The sequence below is a fragment of the Streptomyces sp. NPDC029159 genome (assembly GCF_055564055.1).
The window spans coordinates 354,155-369,425 of sequence record NZ_JBVHWT010000005.1 but is presented as its reverse complement, the minus strand read 5'-3'; the positions used below and the strand labels follow the sequence as shown (position 1 = coordinate 369,425).

Annotated in this window: 16 protein-coding genes; 11 read left to right on the top strand and 5 right to left on the bottom strand. The window is 74.1% G+C overall.

The genetic code is table 11. The features are described from left to right. Nucleotides 1–2 precede the first annotated feature (2 nt). The 3 genes from ACZ4U4_RS13925 to ACZ4U4_RS13915 all read right to left on the bottom strand — a co-directional run bounded on the left by ACZ4U4_RS13925 (nt 3) and on the right by ACZ4U4_RS13915 (nt 3,098). Nucleotides 3–1,160: an acetyl-CoA C-acetyltransferase gene (locus tag ACZ4U4_RS13925; protein ID WP_467872899.1), complete on the bottom strand. Its 1,158-nt coding sequence runs from the start codon at nt 1,158–1,160 to the stop codon at nt 3–5. A gap of 23 nt (nt 1,161–1,183) precedes the next feature. Then, nucleotides 1,184–1,780 (bottom strand): TetR/AcrR family transcriptional regulator, encoded by a 597-nt coding sequence (locus tag ACZ4U4_RS13920; RefSeq protein WP_391642213.1) that lies wholly within the window; start codon nt 1,778–1,780, stop codon nt 1,184–1,186. Nucleotides 1,781–1,931: 151 nt separating this feature from the next. After that, entirely contained in the window at nt 1,932–3,098 is a 1,167-nt protein-coding gene (locus ACZ4U4_RS13915; RefSeq protein WP_467872897.1) for an acyl-CoA dehydrogenase family protein, read from the bottom strand. 79 nt (nt 3,099–3,177) lie between these two features. Between ACZ4U4_RS13915 and ACZ4U4_RS13910 the strand changes: the two genes are divergently transcribed. The 5 genes from ACZ4U4_RS13910 to ACZ4U4_RS13890 all read left to right on the top strand — a co-directional run bounded on the left by ACZ4U4_RS13910 (nt 3,178) and on the right by ACZ4U4_RS13890 (nt 7,859). Then, on the top strand, nt 3,178–4,026 hold the full coding sequence (locus tag ACZ4U4_RS13910) for an enoyl-CoA hydratase (protein ID WP_467872895.1): 849 nt from the start codon (nt 3,178–3,180) through the stop codon (nt 4,024–4,026). Further along, on the top strand, nt 4,026–5,192 hold the full coding sequence (locus ACZ4U4_RS13905; RefSeq protein WP_467872893.1) for an acyl-CoA dehydrogenase family protein: 1,167 nt from the start codon (nt 4,026–4,028) through the stop codon (nt 5,190–5,192). The genes ACZ4U4_RS13910 and ACZ4U4_RS13905 overlap by 1 nt, the downstream gene beginning before the upstream one ends. After that, the gene (locus ACZ4U4_RS13900; RefSeq protein WP_467872890.1) at nt 5,192–6,217 is read left to right on the top strand and encodes an acyl-CoA dehydrogenase family protein; all 1,026 of its coding nucleotides are present in this window, start codon (nt 5,192–5,194) and stop codon (nt 6,215–6,217) included. The genes ACZ4U4_RS13905 and ACZ4U4_RS13900 overlap by 1 nt, the downstream gene beginning before the upstream one ends. A gap of 52 nt (nt 6,218–6,269) precedes the next feature. Further along, a complete protein-coding gene (locus ACZ4U4_RS13895) occupies nt 6,270–7,340 on the top strand; it encodes an acyl-CoA dehydrogenase family protein (RefSeq protein WP_467872887.1) in 1,071 nt (356 codons plus the stop codon). Between the two features lie 195 nt (nt 7,341–7,535). Continuing rightward, nucleotides 7,536–7,859, top strand: a complete 324-nt coding sequence (locus tag ACZ4U4_RS13890) for a hypothetical protein (RefSeq protein WP_467872884.1) — start codon at nt 7,536–7,538, stop codon at nt 7,857–7,859. 159 nt (nt 7,860–8,018) lie between these two features. Here the strand turns inward: ACZ4U4_RS13890 and ACZ4U4_RS13885 are convergent, their stop codons facing one another. Further along, complete coding sequence (locus tag ACZ4U4_RS13885) at nt 8,019–9,134, bottom strand: hypothetical protein (RefSeq protein ID WP_467872882.1); 1,116 nt, start codon at nt 9,132–9,134, stop codon at nt 8,019–8,021. Between the two features lie 291 nt (nt 9,135–9,425). Here ACZ4U4_RS13885 and ACZ4U4_RS13880 point away from each other — a divergent pair, with 291 nt between their 5' ends. From ACZ4U4_RS13880 to ACZ4U4_RS13865, 4 genes are all read left to right on the top strand, one after another. Next, nucleotides 9,426–10,190, top strand: a complete 765-nt coding sequence (locus ACZ4U4_RS13880) for an SDR family oxidoreductase (RefSeq protein WP_467872879.1) — start codon at nt 9,426–9,428, stop codon at nt 10,188–10,190. A 171-nt stretch (nt 10,191–10,361) separates the two neighbouring features. After that, nucleotides 10,362–11,354, top strand: coding sequence for a dihydroxyacetone kinase subunit DhaK (gene dhaK / locus ACZ4U4_RS13875; protein WP_467872876.1), 993 nt, complete (start codon nt 10,362–10,364; stop codon nt 11,352–11,354). A gap of 134 nt (nt 11,355–11,488) precedes the next feature. Then, nucleotides 11,489–12,055: a dihydroxyacetone kinase subunit DhaL gene (dhaL, locus tag ACZ4U4_RS13870; protein WP_467873139.1), complete on the top strand. Its 567-nt coding sequence runs from the start codon at nt 11,489–11,491 to the stop codon at nt 12,053–12,055. Beyond that, nucleotides 12,052–12,471, top strand: a complete 420-nt coding sequence (locus ACZ4U4_RS13865) for a PTS-dependent dihydroxyacetone kinase phosphotransferase subunit DhaM (RefSeq protein ID WP_467872874.1) — start codon at nt 12,052–12,054, stop codon at nt 12,469–12,471. The genes dhaL and ACZ4U4_RS13865 overlap by 4 nt, the downstream gene beginning before the upstream one ends. Nucleotides 12,472–12,543: 72 nt before the next feature. Here ACZ4U4_RS13865 and ACZ4U4_RS13860 read toward each other — a convergent pair whose 3' ends face one another. Beyond that, nucleotides 12,544–13,365 (bottom strand): SAM-dependent methyltransferase, encoded by an 822-nt coding sequence (locus ACZ4U4_RS13860; protein ID WP_467872871.1) that lies wholly within the window; start codon nt 13,363–13,365, stop codon nt 12,544–12,546. A gap of 547 nt (nt 13,366–13,912) precedes the next feature. Between ACZ4U4_RS13860 and ACZ4U4_RS13855 the strand changes: the two genes are divergently transcribed. Both ACZ4U4_RS13855 and ACZ4U4_RS13850 read left to right on the top strand, forming a co-directional pair. Further along, on the top strand, nt 13,913–14,512 hold the full coding sequence (locus tag ACZ4U4_RS13855) for an RNA polymerase sigma factor (RefSeq protein ID WP_467872869.1): 600 nt from the start codon (nt 13,913–13,915) through the stop codon (nt 14,510–14,512). Then, a complete protein-coding gene (locus ACZ4U4_RS13850) occupies nt 14,509–15,258 on the top strand; it encodes a hypothetical protein (RefSeq protein WP_467872866.1) in 750 nt (249 codons plus the stop codon). Before ACZ4U4_RS13855 ends, ACZ4U4_RS13850 begins: the two co-directional genes overlap by 4 nt. Nucleotides 15,259–15,271: the final 13 nt, after the last annotated feature.

The window sequence follows — 15,271 nt, the reverse complement described above, 5'->3', positions numbered from 1 at the left end:
CCTCACAGCCGTTCGATGATCGTCACATTCGCCTGGCCGCCGCCCTCGCACATGGTCTGGAGGCCGAACCGGCCGCCGGTGCGCTCCAGTTCGTGCAGGAGGGTGGTCATCAGTTTGGCGCCGGTGGCGCCGAGCGGGTGGCCCAGGGCGATGGCGCCGCCGTTGACGTTGACCTTCGCCGGGTCGGCGCCGGTCTCCCGCAGCCAGGCGAGGACCACGGAGGCGAACGCCTCGTTGATCTCCACCAGGTCGATGTCGTCCATGGTCAGCCCGGTCTTCCCCAGCGCGTACGCGGTGGCCGGGATCGGTGCGGAGAGCATCCGGATCGGGTCCTCGCCGCGTACCGAGAGGTGGTGGATGCGGGCCCGGGGCGTCAACCCGTGGTCGCGGACGGCGCGTTCGGAGGCGAGCAGCAGGGCGGCGGCGCCGTCGGAGACCTGGGAGGCGAGGGCGGCGGTGAGGCGGCCGCCCTCGGTCAGCGGGGTCAGCGCCGCCATCTTCGCGAGGTCGGTGTCGCGGCGCGGCCCCTCGTCGGCGGTGACGGCGCCGTACGGCACGGTCTCGCGGACGAAGCGGCCCTCGTCGAGGGCGCGGACGGCCCGCCGGTGCGAGCGGAGCGCGAACTCCTCCATCTCCTCGCGGCCGATGTCCCACTGCGCGGCGATCAGTTCGGCGCCGTGGAACTGGTCGACCGGCCGGTCGCCGTACCGTTCGCGCCAGCCCGTCGATCCGGCGTAGGGCCCCTGGGTGAATCCGAGGGGTTCGGCGGCCCGGCGGGAGGCGAAGGCGATCGGGATCTGCGACATGCTCTGCACACCGCCGGCGACGACCAGGTCCTGGGTGCCGGAGAGCACGCCCTGGGCCGCGAAGTGGAGGGCCTGCTGGGAGGAGCCGCACTGCCGGTCGACGGTCACGCCCGGCACCTCCTCGGGCAGTCCGGCCGCCAGCCAGCAGGTGCGCGCGATGTCCGCCGCCTGCGGTCCGACGGTGTCCACACAGCCGAACACGACGTCCTCCACGGCGGCCGGGTCCACGCCCGAGCGCGCCATCAGGGCCGTCAGCACATGCGCTCCGAGGTCCGCCGGGTGGACGGCGGCCAGTCCGCCGCGGCGCCGGCCGACGGGGGTGCGGACCGCTTCGACGAGATACGCCTCGGGCATCGGGACTCCTCAGGGAAGATGCGTCAGGGGGTGCGCTCCCCGAGGGCGATGCCGTCGAGCACCATCGAGAGGTACTGCCGGGCGATCTCGTCGGGGCTGTGCAGTCCGCCCGGCCGGTACCACGACGCGGCGACCCAGACGGTGTCGCGGACGAAGCGGTAGGTGAGGCGGATGTCCAGGTCGGCGCGGAAGACGCCGTCGGCGACGCCGCGCTCCAGGGTGCCCAGCCACGCCTTCTCGAACTTCCGCTGCGAGTCGGCGAGATAGGTGAACCGGGGCTGGACGGAGAGGTGGCGGGACTCCTTCTGGTAGATCGCGACCGCCGCGTGGTGCCGGTCGATCTCCCGGAACGACTCGGTGACCAGCGCCTCGATCGTCTCCCGGGGGCCGAGCCCGGCGGCGAGGACGGCGTCGTAGCCCGCCCACAGCTCGTCGAGGAAGGTGGAGAGGATCTCGTCGAGCATCGACTCCTTGGAGTCGAAGTGGTAGTAGAGGCTCCCCGCCAGCATTCCGGCCGCGTCGGCGATCTTGCGGACGGTGGTGGCGTTGTACCCCTGCGCGGCGAACACGTCGGCGGCCACGCCGAGCAGTTCCCGGCGCCGCTCGGGCGAGGGGGTCATCGTCTTCTTCTTGCCGCTGTCGGGCGCATTGCTTTTCGGCACACCGCCATTGTCGTCCCCCGCCCGCGCGGCGGCGGGACCGGGCCGGGACCGGTGGCGTACGGAGCGGGGCACCCGGTGCGGCGCGGGCCGGGGAGCGGGGCGGCGCCCGTCACGGCCGGGGCTCCCGGGGCAGCCCCAGCACCCGTTCGGCGATGATGTTCCGCTGGATCTCGTTGGAGCCGCCGTAGAGCGTGTCGGCGCGGGAGAAGAGGAACAGCCGCTGCCACTCGTCGAGATCGTAGGGCGCCCCGGCGGCCAGGGTGCCGTCCGCGCCGCGGATCTCCATGGCGAGTTCGCCCAGGTCACGGTGGAAGGTCGCCCAGTAGATCTTGCCGATGGACGCCTCCGGGCCCGGCGCCCCGGCGGCGGCGCCCTCCAGCATCCGCAGGGCGTTGCCGCGGACGGTCTCCAGGCTGATCCAGGAGCGGGTGAGCCGGTCGCGGATCAGCGGGTCGCGGGCCGCGCCGTTACGGACCGCGAGGGCGGCCAGCGCCTCCCATTCGCGGCGGAAGCCGACCTGCTGCCCGAGGGTGGAGACGCCGCGTTCGAAGCCGAGGGTGGCCATCGCGACCGCCCAGCCGCCGCCCTCCTCGCCGACGAGGTTCCCGGCGTCGGTGCGGGCGCCGTCGAACAGCACCTCGTTGAACTCCGCGGTGCCGGTGAGCTGGGTGATCGGCCGGATCTCCACACCGTCCTGGTCCAGCGGCACCAGCAGGTAGGACAGACCGCGGTGCCGCATCGAGCCGGGTTCCGTGCGGGCGAGGACGAAGCACCACCGGGATTCACGGGCCAGTGAGGTCCAGATCTTGCGGCCGGTGAGCACCCAGGCGTCGCCGTCCCGTTCGGCGCGGGTGCGGACCGCGGCGAGGTCGGATCCGGCGTCGGGTTCGCTGTAGCCCTGGCACCACAGGTCGCGGGCGGCGGCGATGGGCGGGAGGAAGCGGGCGCGCTGCTGCGGGGTGCCGAACGCCATGAGGGTGGGGCCGACCAGCTGTTCGCCGATGTGGCCCACCCGGGCGGGCGCGCCGGACTCGGCGTACTCCTCGTGGAAGGCGACCTGCTCCTCCAGGGTGGCGCCGCGGCCGCCGTACTCCGTGGGCCAACCGACGCAGGTCCATCCGGCGGCGGCCATGTGGCGTTCCCAGGCGAGGCGTTCGGCGAACGCCTCGTGCTCCCGGCCCGGCCCGCCGAGGCCGCGCAGCTCCGCGAACGCGCCGGTGAGCTGCGCCTCCAGCCAGCTCCGCGCCTGCTGCCGGAACTCGTCCACCGCGTCCATCTGCCGGCTCCCCCACGGATCTCGACGGCCACCGGCCGGTACGTTAACCTACCAAACACTTGTTAGGGAAGGAGGGCGGATGTCCACTGCCCCGACGGAGCCGGTCCGCTACGAGACCCGGGGCCCGGTGGCCCTGATCACCATGGACCGCCCCGCCTACCGCAACGCCCAGAACTCCGCGATGACGTACGCACTGGACCGGGCCTTCTACCGCGCGGCCGACGACGACGGCGTCAAGACCGTCGTTCTCGCGGGCGCGGGCAAGCACTTCTCGGCCGGTCACGACATCGGCACCCCCGAGCGCGACGCCCATCTGCCGTTCGACCGCGCGGCCGGACTGTGGTGGGACCACTCGGACAAGCAGGGCGCCGAGAGCCGCTACGCCCGCGAGTCGGAGGTCTACCTCGGCATGTGCCGCCGCTGGCGGGAGCTGCCCAAACCGGTGCTCGCCTGCGTCCAGGGCGCCTGTGTGGCGGGCGGGTTGATGCTGGCCTGGATCTGTGACCTGATCATCGCCTCCGAGGACGCGTTCTTCGCCGATCCGGTGGTCCGGATGGGCATCCCCGGCGTCGAGTACTTCGCCCATCCCTGGGTGATGCCGCCGCGCATCGCCAAGGAGTTCCTCTACACCGGTGACCGGATGAGCGCCGCCCGCGCCTACGAACTGGGCATGGTCAACCGCGTCGTCGCGCGCGAGCAACTCCTCTATGCCACCTTGGAGTTGGCGACCCGGATCGCCGGGCAGCCGCGGATGGGCCTGGCGCTGACCAAGCGCGCGGTCAACCAGGCCGAGGACCTCCAGGGCCTGCACACCGGCCTCGACTCCGTCTTCGGCCTGCACCACCTCGCCCATGCGCACAACGCGGAGACCTCCCGGGACGCACTCGGCGGGATGGACGTCCGGGCCATGAAGGAGGACGGATCCTGATGGACCTCGACCTCACCGCCGCACAGCGCGCCTTCCGCGACGAGGCCCGCGCCTGGCTCGCCGACCACGTCCCCGCGGAGCCGCTGCCGTCCCTGGAGACGGCCGAGGGTTTCGCCGCCCACCGCGCGTGGGAGCGGACGCTGGGCGCCGGTCGCTGGTCCGCGGTGTCCTGGCCCGAGCGGTACGGCGGCCGGGGCGTCGGCATCACGGAGTGGCTGCTCTTCGAGGAGGAGTACCACGCGGCGGGCGCCCCCGGCCGGGTCGCGCAGAACGGCGTCAACCTCCTCGCGCCCACGCTGCTGGAGCACGGCACCGACGCCCAGCGCGCGCGGATCCTGCCACCGATGGCGCACGGCGAGACGATCTGGGCGCAGGCGTGGTCGGAGCCGGAGGCCGGATCGGACCTGGCGGCGCTGCGCTCGACGGCGACCCGTACCGACGGCGGCTGGCTGCTCGACGGCCAGAAGACCTGGTCGTCCCGGGCCGCCTTCGCCGACCGCGCCTTCGGCCTCTTCCGCAGCGGGCGCGGCGCGCGCCCGCACCACGGGCTGACGTATCTGATGTTCCCGCTGGACGCGCCCGGGGTGACGGTCCGGCCGATCGGCCGCCTCGACGGCAAGCCCGCCTTCGCCGAACTCTTCCTGGACGGTGTCTTCGTCCCCGACGAGGACGTCATCGGCGCCCCCGGTGACGGCTGGCGCGTCGCGATGTCCACCGCCGGGAACGAACGCGGGCTGACGCTGCGCAGCCCCGGCCGGTTCACCGCCGCCGCGGCGCGGCTGGCCGCGCTCTGGCGCGAGCGCGGCGCCCCGGAGGACACGGCGCTGCGCGACCGGGTCGCCGACGCGGTGATCGGCGCCGAGGCGTACCGCCTGTTCACCCACGCGGCCGCCGCCCGGCTCGCCGCCGGGGAGCCGATCGGCGCGGAGTCCAGCCTCAACAAGGTCTTCTGGTCGGAGCTGGACCTCGCGCTGCACGAGACCGCGCTCGATCTGCTCGGTCCGTACGGCGAACTCGCCGACGGCGCCGCGGAGGCGCCCGCCCACGGCCGGTGGGCGGAGGGCCATGTCTTCGCGCTCGCCGGTCCGCTCTACGCGGGCACCAACGAGATCCAGCGCGACATCATCGCCGAGCGCCTGCTCGGCCTGCCGAAGGGGCGACGCTGATGCGGTTCCTCCTCGACCGCGAACAGCGGGAGTTCGCCCGGACGCTGGACACGATGCTCGGCGCGGCCGGTACGCCCGCGACGGTACGGGCCTGGGCGGCCGGCGATCCGGGCCCCGGCCGCGCGCTGTGGGGCAGACTCGCCGACATCGGGGTGTTCGCCCTGGCGGTCCCCGAGCGGCACGGCGGAACGGGACTGCATCCGGTCGAACTCGTCGCCGCCTTCGTCGAGTTGGGGCGCCACGCGGTGCCGGGTCCGCTCGTGGAGACGGTCGCGGCGGCGGCTCTGCTGGGCGATCCGGACGGATCGGGGCGGGCCGCGACCGCCACCGGCGGCTCCCTCCCCGACGGCCTCGCGGCCGACCTCCTCCCCCGGATCGCCGCCGGGCGCTCCCTCGTCTCCCTCTGTCTGCTCTCGGCGGAACAGCCGTACGCGCTGGACGCCGACGCCGCCGATGCGGTGCTGGTCGTCGAGGGGGACGCGCTGCGGCGGGCGGAGTCGGCGGGGCCGGTGCAGCGGTCCGCCGATCCGGCGCGGCGGCTCGCCCGGCCGGGCGCCGGGACCGTTCTCGTGCAAGGGCCGCAGGTGCGGGCGGCGGCGGAGCGGGCGGCCGGGGTGGCGGCGCTGGTGACGGCCGCCCAGGCGCTGGGGCTGGGCCGGGCGCTGCTCGACGCGACCGTCGGATACGTCCGCGAGCGGACGCAGTTCGGCGTCCCCGTCGGCTCCTTCCAGGTGGTCAAGCACCGGCTGGCCGACACCCTGCTGGGCCTGGAGTTCGCCGAACCGCTGGTGTACGCGGCGGCGCTCGCCCTGGCGCGGGGCGCGGCGGACGACCGCACCGTCCCGGCGGCGAAGGTCGCGGCCGGTGAGGCGGCGTACGCGGCGGCACGCACCGCGCTCCAGCTGCACGGCGCCCTCGGCTACACCGAGGAGCCCGATCTGTCCCTGTGGATCCGCAAGGCCCGCGCCCTGCGCGACGCCTGGGGCACCCCCGCCGCGCACCGCGCCCGCGTCCTGGCCCCGTGACGGCCGGACCGGTACGGCATCCGGCACCACGACGGCAGCGAAGGAGCAGACGGTGCGACTGACGGCGGAACAGCGGGAGTTGGGGACGGCGGTCCGCGCGGTGCTCACCCGGTACGAGGGCGTGGCCGCCTGGCGCCCGCTGACCGAACAGATCGGCATCGCCGGGCTCGGCGTCCCCGAGGAGTACGGCGGCACCGGCGGCGGCGCCCGCGAACTCCATGTCGTCCTCGCGGAGCTGGGCCGGACGCTGAGCCCGCTGCCGTTCCTCGGCTCGGCGGTCCTGACCACGCAGGCGCTCCTGGCCACCGGGGACGAGCGGGCCCGCGTCCGGCTGCTGCCCGGCCTCGCCTCCGGGGCGGTGGTGGGCGCCCTGGCCTGGGCGGAGGGCGGCTCGTGGGACCCGGCGCGGATCCGGACCGAGGCGGTCGCCGGGCCGGACGGGGGCTGGCGCCTCACCGGCGTCAAGGAACACGTCCTGGACGGCGCCGACGCCGGACTGCTGCTGGTGGCGGCGCGCACCGCCCGCGGCCTCGCGCTCTTCGAGGTGCCCGCCGACGATCCGGGGGCCCGGCGCGAGGCCCTGGTCCCGGTGGACTCCACGCGGGCCCAGGCCCGGATCGTCCTCGACGGCGCCGGGGGGCGGCTGCTCGGCGCCGACGGCGACGGCGCGCGGGTGCTGGCCCATGTCCTGGACCTGGCGGCCACCGCACTCGCCGCCGAGCAGACCGGCGCCGCCGCACACTGCCTGGAGGCCACCGTCGCCTACGCCGGGACCCGCCACCAGTTCGGCCGCCCCATCGGCTCCTTCCAGGCGGTCAAGCACCGGCTGGCCGACGCCTACGTCCAGGTCGAGGCGGCCCGCACCGCCGCCCTGGCCGCCGCCTGCGCCGCCGACGACCGCTCCCCCGCCCTGCCCCGGCTGGCCGCCGCCGCCAAGTCCGCCTGCTCGGAGGCGTTCACCGCGGTGGCCGGCGAGATGCTCCAGCTCCTCGGCGGCATCGCCCTCACCTGGGAACACCAGGCCCACCACTACTTCAAGCGCGCCTACGGCTCGGCCCAGCTCCTCGGCACGCCCTCCTGGCACCGCGAACGCCTCGCCGGGGAGCTGGGTTTGACGGGGTGAGGGAGGCCGGAGGCGGCCGTCCGCTTTGCCGTCCGCGTATAAATGCCACGTCAAGCGCCTTACCGTGCAGCCGCGTTGAGCTTCCGCATCCGGTCGCGCCTCCGCCCGTCGCCCGGCGCCTTCGGCGTCCCTCGCGCCGTTAGCCTCCCCCCGAGGGCCGACCCTCAGAAACACCACCAACGAAAGGTGCGTTCCATGCGTAAGTTCAAGCGTGTTCTCGTCTCCGCGGCCGTCGTCACGGTGGCGGCAGCCGCACCGGTCGCCCTCGGCGCCTCCGCGGCGAGCGCGGCCCAGCCCACCACCGTCTCCGCCACCGCCACGGCCTCCTCCTGCAACGCGCAGGAGCTGCGGGACAAGGGGAACGAGTACAAGCGCCTGTCCGAGGTAGCCGGGCGCCAGGCACAGGAAGCGGCCGCCCGCGGCGACATGCAGAAGGCCGCCGAATACCAGAAGCAGGCACAGAGCTACGCCGATCAGGCACAGCAGTACTTCGAGCAGGCCGCCCGCTGCCAGGGCTGACGGGCGCATCGGCCCGCGGACGGCGGCGGGCCCGCAGCGGCGGTCCGGGAATCCTCCCGGACCGCCGCTTTCCCTACCGGCTCACCGCGGCCCGGACGCAGGCCGGCTCCCCGTACAGCCGAGCGGAACGGGGTTACGCCCGAAGCCCCTTCGCCGCCCTCACGCCAACCGCGTCGCCTTCAGCCCGTCGAGCGGATATTCCGCCGGAAGCGCCTGTGGGTCGCCCGGCACGGTGATCTGCACGGCGATGGGGCGGGAGGCACCGGCGCTGAGGAGTTGGTCCTGCTCCGCCTCCAGATACGCCTTGCCGTCCTGGCACAGCACGGCGACGCCGGACGCGGTGACCTTGGCGCCGGGGACCGTCGGAAGGTCGAAGGAGATCCGGAACCGCCGGACGTCCCGCGCCTCGCCGCCGTGCTTCGGCGCTGCCGTGAGGGTCAGCTCGACGCTGTAGACCTTGCCCCGCGGATCGCCGCTCTCCCACGCCTGGACGGCCCGCTTCGTGAGGGTGATCTCGTCGTAGCTGACCCGCACCGGCAGGGGCGTGATGCGGCCCGCGCCGTTGACCACCTCCAGGTCGCCGACGGGGATCTTGCCACCGCCGATGCGCTGCGCCTTCTCGTGCACCTCGGTGACGGACAGGTCGAGGGTGTTGACGTTCCCGGCGGAGTCGACGGCGAAGAAGCGGCCGTCCTGGTCGAAGAAGGTCGCGGCGTAGGACTTACGGGAGTGGGCCGAGGCGCTGGCCTCGGCGGGCGGGAAGACGCGCCGCGCCGCGACGGTCCGCATCGGGTCCCGGGCGGGGTCGATGAGGAGCAGGTCGCCGTTGTCGCCCTCGACGGAGAAGAGGTGGCCGTCCCCGGGGCGGGCGGAGAAGTCGTCCCAGCGGCCGCCGCCGGGCCGGTTGCCGGGGGTGGCCTTCCGCGCGGCGATGTCGATCGTGTAGGCCGGGGCGTCGGGCTCGCCCATGACCAGGAGGGTCTTCCCGTCGGGGCTGGTGTCGCCGTCGAACCACTGCGAGGTCGACGGGAGCCCTTCGACGCTGTCCTCGCGGAGCGTGCCGGCGACCACGTCGATGGTGATCAGTATGTTGCCGCTGACGGCCAGCAGCAGCGGTTCGGTGTCGTCGCCGCGGTACTGCGCGCCCATGGCGGTGTAGCCGGGCCCGTACGCCGGGACGTTCTCGACGACACGGGTGTCCCCGTCGAGGGGGTCGAAGCGGTGGATCCGCGTGTGCGTCCTGCCGACCGCCAGATAGACCTTACGGTGCGCCACCGGGTGGGTTCCTTCCGTGAGGGGACGGGGCCCTCACGATCACGTGACCGGGCAAGCCCCCGCAAGAGCCAAAAAGCGCTACGAGATCACCCGTTCGGGGTAAAGCGGTGAGGTTGTTCCGAGCGGGTCGCGGGGCACCGGTGGCCGGGCCGGGCGGCCTCCGCGGCGGGCGGTGCGTGCCTGCGGCCGGCGGATCGTCCCGGACCGGCCGGGCCGGGGCCGGTGAGGCTGGTGGGGCAGGGCACGGCCGGGCCGGGCCCCACCGTTCGCCACCACACACAGGAGGCCGACATGGTCAGCAAGCCGGACACCACGCTCCAGGGGAAGGCCGCCTTCATCGGCGGCGCGTCGCGCAATCTCGGCGGACTGATCGCCGGCACCCTCGGCGCGGAGGGCGCCCTGGTCGCGGTCCACTACAACAGCGACTCCTCCCGGGCCAAGGCCGAGGACGTCGTCGCGCGGATCAACGCCGGGCCCGGTGAGGCGTTCGCGCTCCAGGCGGATCTGACCCGGCCGGCCGAGGTGGCGCGCGCCTTCGACGAGGTCGTCGGCCGCTTCGGGAAGCTCGACATCAGCGTCAACACGGCCGGGATGGTGCTGAAGAAGCCGATGACGGAGATCACGGAGGAGGAGTACGACCGGATGTTCGCGGTCAACTCCAAGGCCGCGTTCTTCGTGATGAAGGAGGCCGCCCGGCGGATCGAGGACGGCGGGAAGATCGTCACGGTCGTCACCTCGCTGCTGGCCGCCTACACCGGGCTGTACTCCTCGTACGCGGGGAGCAAGGCGCCCGTGGAGCACTTCGCACGGGCCCTGTCGAAGGAGCTGTTCGGGCGGAACATCTCGGTCAACAACATCGCGCCGGGGCCGATGGACACCCCGTTCTTCTATCCGGCGGAGGACGACGACTCCGTCGCGTTCCACAAGGCGTCCGCGATGAACGGCGACCTCACCAGGATCGAGGACATCGTGCCGTGGGTGCGGATGCTGCTGACCGACGGCTGGTGGGCCAACGGTCAGACGCTCTTCCTGAACGGGGGCTACACCACCCGCTGAGCCCTGCGGGACGGGCCGCCGTCGCCGCCTGCGGATCTTCCGGACCGTCCGGGGCGACCGATTCCCCGCGTCGCCCCACCGTTCGGGCCCGGCTCTTCGATACTGGGCGGTGTCGTCCGCCGTCCGGCCGGGCCCGTACGGGGTGGCCGGGATCCATCGCAGGAGGAACCGTTGAAGATGCTCATCAACGTCGCCGAGACCGTCGTGGCGGACGCGCTGCGCGGTATGGCGGCGGCCCACCCCGAGTTGGTCGTGGACGTCGAGAACCGGGTGGTGGTGCGGCGGGACGCGCCGGTGGCCGGGAAGGTCGCGCTGATCTCCGGGGGCGGCAGCGGGCACGAGCCGCTGCACGGCGGGTTCGTCGGGCCGGGGATGCTGGACGCGGCGTGCCCCGGGGAGGTGTTCACCTCGCCGGTGCCCGACCAGATGGTGCGGGCGGCGGCCGCCGTGGACAGCGGGGCGGGTGTGCTGTTCGTCGTGAAGAACTACACCGGCGACGTGCTGAACTTCCGGATGGCGGCGGAGCTGGCCGAGGACGAGGGCGTCACGGTCGCCAGTGTGCTGGTCGACGACGACGTGGCGGTGACCGACTCGACGTTCACCGCGGGCCGCCGCGGCACCGGCACCACCCTCTTCGTGGAGAAGATCGCCGGGGCGGCGGCCGAGGAGGGCGCGCCGCTGGAGCGGGTCGAGGCGCTCGCCCGGCAGGTCGTCGGCGCGTCCCGCAGTTTCGGGGTGGCGCTCGCCGCCTGTACGACCCCGGCCAAGGGCAGCCCGACCTTCGATCTGCCCGCAGGGCAGCTGGAGTTGGGCGTCGGCATCCACGGTGAGCCGGGGCGGGAGCGGCGGGCGATGATGACGTCCCGGGAGATCGCGGAGGTCGCGGTGGACGCCGTCGTCGACGACCTGCAGCCGGAGTTGCCGGTGCTGGTGCTGGTCAACGGCGCGGGAGCGACGCCGCTGCTGGAGCTGTACGGCTTCGCGGCCGAGGTGCACCGGCGGCTCGCCGACCGCGAGGTGGCGGTGGCCCGCACCCTGGTCGGCGACTATGTGACCTCGCTGGACATGGCGGGCGCCTCGGTGACGCTCTGCCAGGTGGACAAGGAGCTGCTACGGCTGTGGGACGCGCCGGTGCAGACCGCGGGGCTGCGGTGGGGCCGCTGAACCGCACCGGCACCGCCGCCCCGCGCCCGGGGGACGTCCGGGTGCCCGTACCGTCCGTACCACCTGCAGCGCCACGAGCAGAGGAGAGTCACGTGTCCGAAACGGTCCTGGATGCCGCGTTCTTCGTCCGGTGGATGACGGCGGTCGCCGCCGCCGTCGACCGGGAGGCCGGCCACCTCACCGATCTGGACTCCGCGATCGGCGACGCCGACCACGGCAGCAACCTCAAGCGCGGCTTCACCGCCGTCCGCACCACCCTGGAGAAGGAGCCCCCGGCGACACCCGGTGCCGTCCTGGTCACGGCGGGGAAGACGCTGGTCTCCACCGTCGGCGGCGCGTCCGGTCCGCTCTACGGCACGCTGCTGCGGCGGACGGGCAAGGCCCTCGGCGACGCGGAGCAGGTAGGACTCGAACAGCTGCGGGACGGGCTGCGCGCCGGGGTGGACGCGGTGGGGCAGCTCGGCAGTTCGGCGCCGGGCGACAAGACGATGCTGGATGCGCTGGACCCGGCGGTGACCGCGCTGACGGACGGCTTCGCGGCGGCGGCCGAGGCGGCCGGTGAGGGCGCGCGGGCCACCGTGCCGCTCCAGGCCCGTAAGGGGCGCGCGAGTTATCTCGGGGAGCGCAGCATCGGGCACGAGGATCCCGGCGCGGCCTCGTCGGCGCTGCTGTTCGCGGCGCTCGCGGAGGTGGCGCGATGACCGGGCGGAACGCGGTGGCCGGGACGGTCGGCACCGTGCTGGTGTCGCACAGCGGGCCGGTGGCGGAGTCGGTGGCGGCGCTCGCCCTCGGGCTGGCGGGCGGCGCGCAGGCACCGGTGGCCGCGGCGGGCGGCACCCCGGACGGCGGCCTGGGCACCAGCGCGGAGCTGATCGCCGAGGCGGCCCGCTCGGTGGACGGCGGGGCGGGCGTCGCGCTCCTCGTCGACCTGGGCAGTGCGGTACTGACCGTGAAGGCGATGCTGGCGGAGGGCGACGAACTCCCCGAGGGCGCCCGGCTGGTGGACGCGCCGTTCCTGGAGGGCGCGGTGGCCGCCGTGGTGACCGCGTCCACCGGCGCCGACCTCGCGGCGGTGGCGACCGCGGCCGGGGAGGCGTACGGGTACCGGAAGGAGTGAGGCGGGCCCGGCGGCCGTCGGTGCGGGCGGCCGCCGGGCTCCGGGCCGGGGGCGGCGTCCCGCCGCCCGCCCTCACGGTTTGCGGGCGATGGCCGCGTAGCAGGCCGCCTCCGCGTCGGTGACGTGGGTGGCGTCCTCGGGGCGGTCGGGGCGCCACTGGTGGGAGAGGGTGATGCCGGGCTCCAGCAGGTCCCAGCCGTCGAAGAAGCGGACGAACTCCGCGCGGGTGCGGAACTGCAGGGCGGTCCCGGCGGCGCCGTAGATCTCGACGATGCCCGCCATCGCCTCGGGTGCGAAGTCCGGCGTGGCGTGGGTCATCGCGAGGGTGGAGCCGCTGGGCACCGCGTCCTTGAGGGCCTCGACGATGGCGTGGGCGCGGCCCTCGCCGTCGTCGGTGACGAAGTGCATCAGGGCGTTCAGGCTCAGGCCCACCGGCCGGGTGAGGTCCAGCGCCGCCAGGAGCTGGGGGGCCGCCATGATGCCGCCGGGGTCGTGGGCGTCGGCCTGGACGTAGGCGGTGCGGCCCTCGGGGGTGCTCTGCAGCAGCGCGGCGGCGTGGGCGAGGACGATCGGGTCGTTGTCGGTGTAGACGACGCGGGCGTCGGGCGCCACGGACTGGGCGATCTCGTGGAGGTTGGGCGGGGTGGGGATGCCGGTGCCTATGTCGAGGAACTGACGGATGCCCGATTCGGTGAGGAAGCGGGTGGCGCGGTGCATGAACTCGCGGTTGATGCGGGCGGCGACCAGCGCGCCGGGGAAGACCCCGAGGACCTTTCCGGCCGCCATCCGGTCGGCCAGGAAGTTGGTCTTGCCGCCGAGGAAGTAATCGTAGATACGGGCCGAATGGGCCCGGTCCAGCTGCAGGTCCACCCCTGATGTGCTCTGGTCGCTCATCGTGTCCAGCCTCCCCTGTCGGCGGACCGCCGCACGGCGGCCATGATCGATTGTGGCACCGCACCGCACCACCGTCACGGGCCGCACCGTGGCACCCCGGCGGCCGGGGCGCACGCCGGGGCGGACGGCGTGCGCCGGGCGCGCAGAGGCGGCCCGCGCCCGTGCCCCCGGTCGCACGCGGTCATATGAATACCCGACGGCGGATTTCTTCTCCCCCGTGCCACAAATGGGTGCACTTTCCTGTTCATTGGAAGGGAGGACAACCGTCCTCCCGCCGCTCCCCCGGCGTCTGACGCACCGGGGCCGGCGGTGCACGGCGAACGGAACGAGGACGGCTCGTGAGCGTATACCGGCACCGGCTCCCGCCCGCGTCCACCGGGGCGCACGCCCGACCGGCGGCGGCGCGGCGGACGACCAGCAGGGCCCGGCGGCCCCCGGCAGTCGCCCGTACGGCACTGCCCGCGCGCCCCCTCTTCACCACCGGCGTACGCGGGGCGTGCCAGGGCGCGCGGGAGCGATATGCCCGGCGCACGCACGAGGGGCGTACATGAGCCGGTACGCCGACCCGAGCACCCTCGGGAGCAGGGACGCGGATGCGGAGACGGAGACGGACCGTCAGCTGTCGCTCTCCTTCGAGGCGTTCCACACCACCCATGCGCGCAAGTGGCTCAAGTACGCGTATCTGCACACCGGGGGACGCGACGCCGCCGTCGAGGTGACCCGCGGCGCCTTCCGCCGGCTGGCCGCCGTGTGGCCGCACGCGCTGCGGCAGGCGTCGGTGGAGGCGTTCGCCTGGGCGCTCCTCAAGGAGTGCGTCGTGGAGTGGCTCTACGACCACCGGCAGCCCACCGCGCTCAGCGGGACCGCGGCGTTCGCGGTGGTCACCAAGGCGCTGCTGCGGGAGTTCCAGGCGCAGTTCGCGTTATTGGAGAGCCAGTTGGGCCTGTACGCGGCGATCGCCCGGCTGCCGGAGCGGCAGTGCGACGTGATCGTGCTGCGGCATGTGATCGGGTACGGCGATGCGCAGATCGCGGCGTTGCTCGGCGTCGACGAGGCCACCGTCCGTTCGCACGCCAGCCGGGGCCGGCGCAGGCTCGCCACGGCGCTCGGAATGGATCAGGGAGACACGAGGGGGAACCGGCCATGACATCGATCCACGACACCGGTCGGCGCGACACCGTCGAGGCGCTGCTCGACGCCGCCGCGGCGGTCGCCGACATCGACGGTCTGGAAGGGTTCGGGGAGCTCGACGACCGCGGTGTCCTCGACGGCTTCGGGCTGCTGGACGCCGACGGCGCGGCGGCGGGCCCGGGGAGCGCCGTGCCCCCGGCGGTCCGGCCCGAGCGGGGTGCGCCCAGTGCGTATCCCAGTGCGCGGGACGAGGCGACGCACGAGCTGGAGCTGGCCTGTGCGCTGGTGGTGAACGCGGCCGCGGCGGCGGCCAGTCTGGAGCGGCTGGTCGACGAGCACCGTATCGACCCGGAGGGCGCGCTGGTCTTCGCCTGTCTGCTGCACATCACGGGGCGGAGCGAGGCGGCGCACTTCTGGTGGCACTTCGGCGCCGGGGCGGGGAGCCGGACCGCGGCGTACTGCCTCTATCTGGCGCACCGCCGCAACGGCGACTTCCGGGACGCGGCGTACTGGCGGGAGCAGGCGGCGCACTCGCCGGACGAGGAGCGGCGGCAGATCCCGGCGTTCGACACCCGTCAGCTGCTGCCGGACGCCGCCCGGCACAACCTGCTCGTGCAGTGGCACAGCGGGCTCGCGCCGACGCTGCCGCCCGCGCTGGAGGGCGTGATCAACCGGCTGACGGTGGACGGCGACGACGAGGACTTCGGGGAGATCCCGCGGCCCTCGCCGACGCTGGTCCGGGATCTGGGCGGGGCCCGCTGACCGGGCCGCTCCC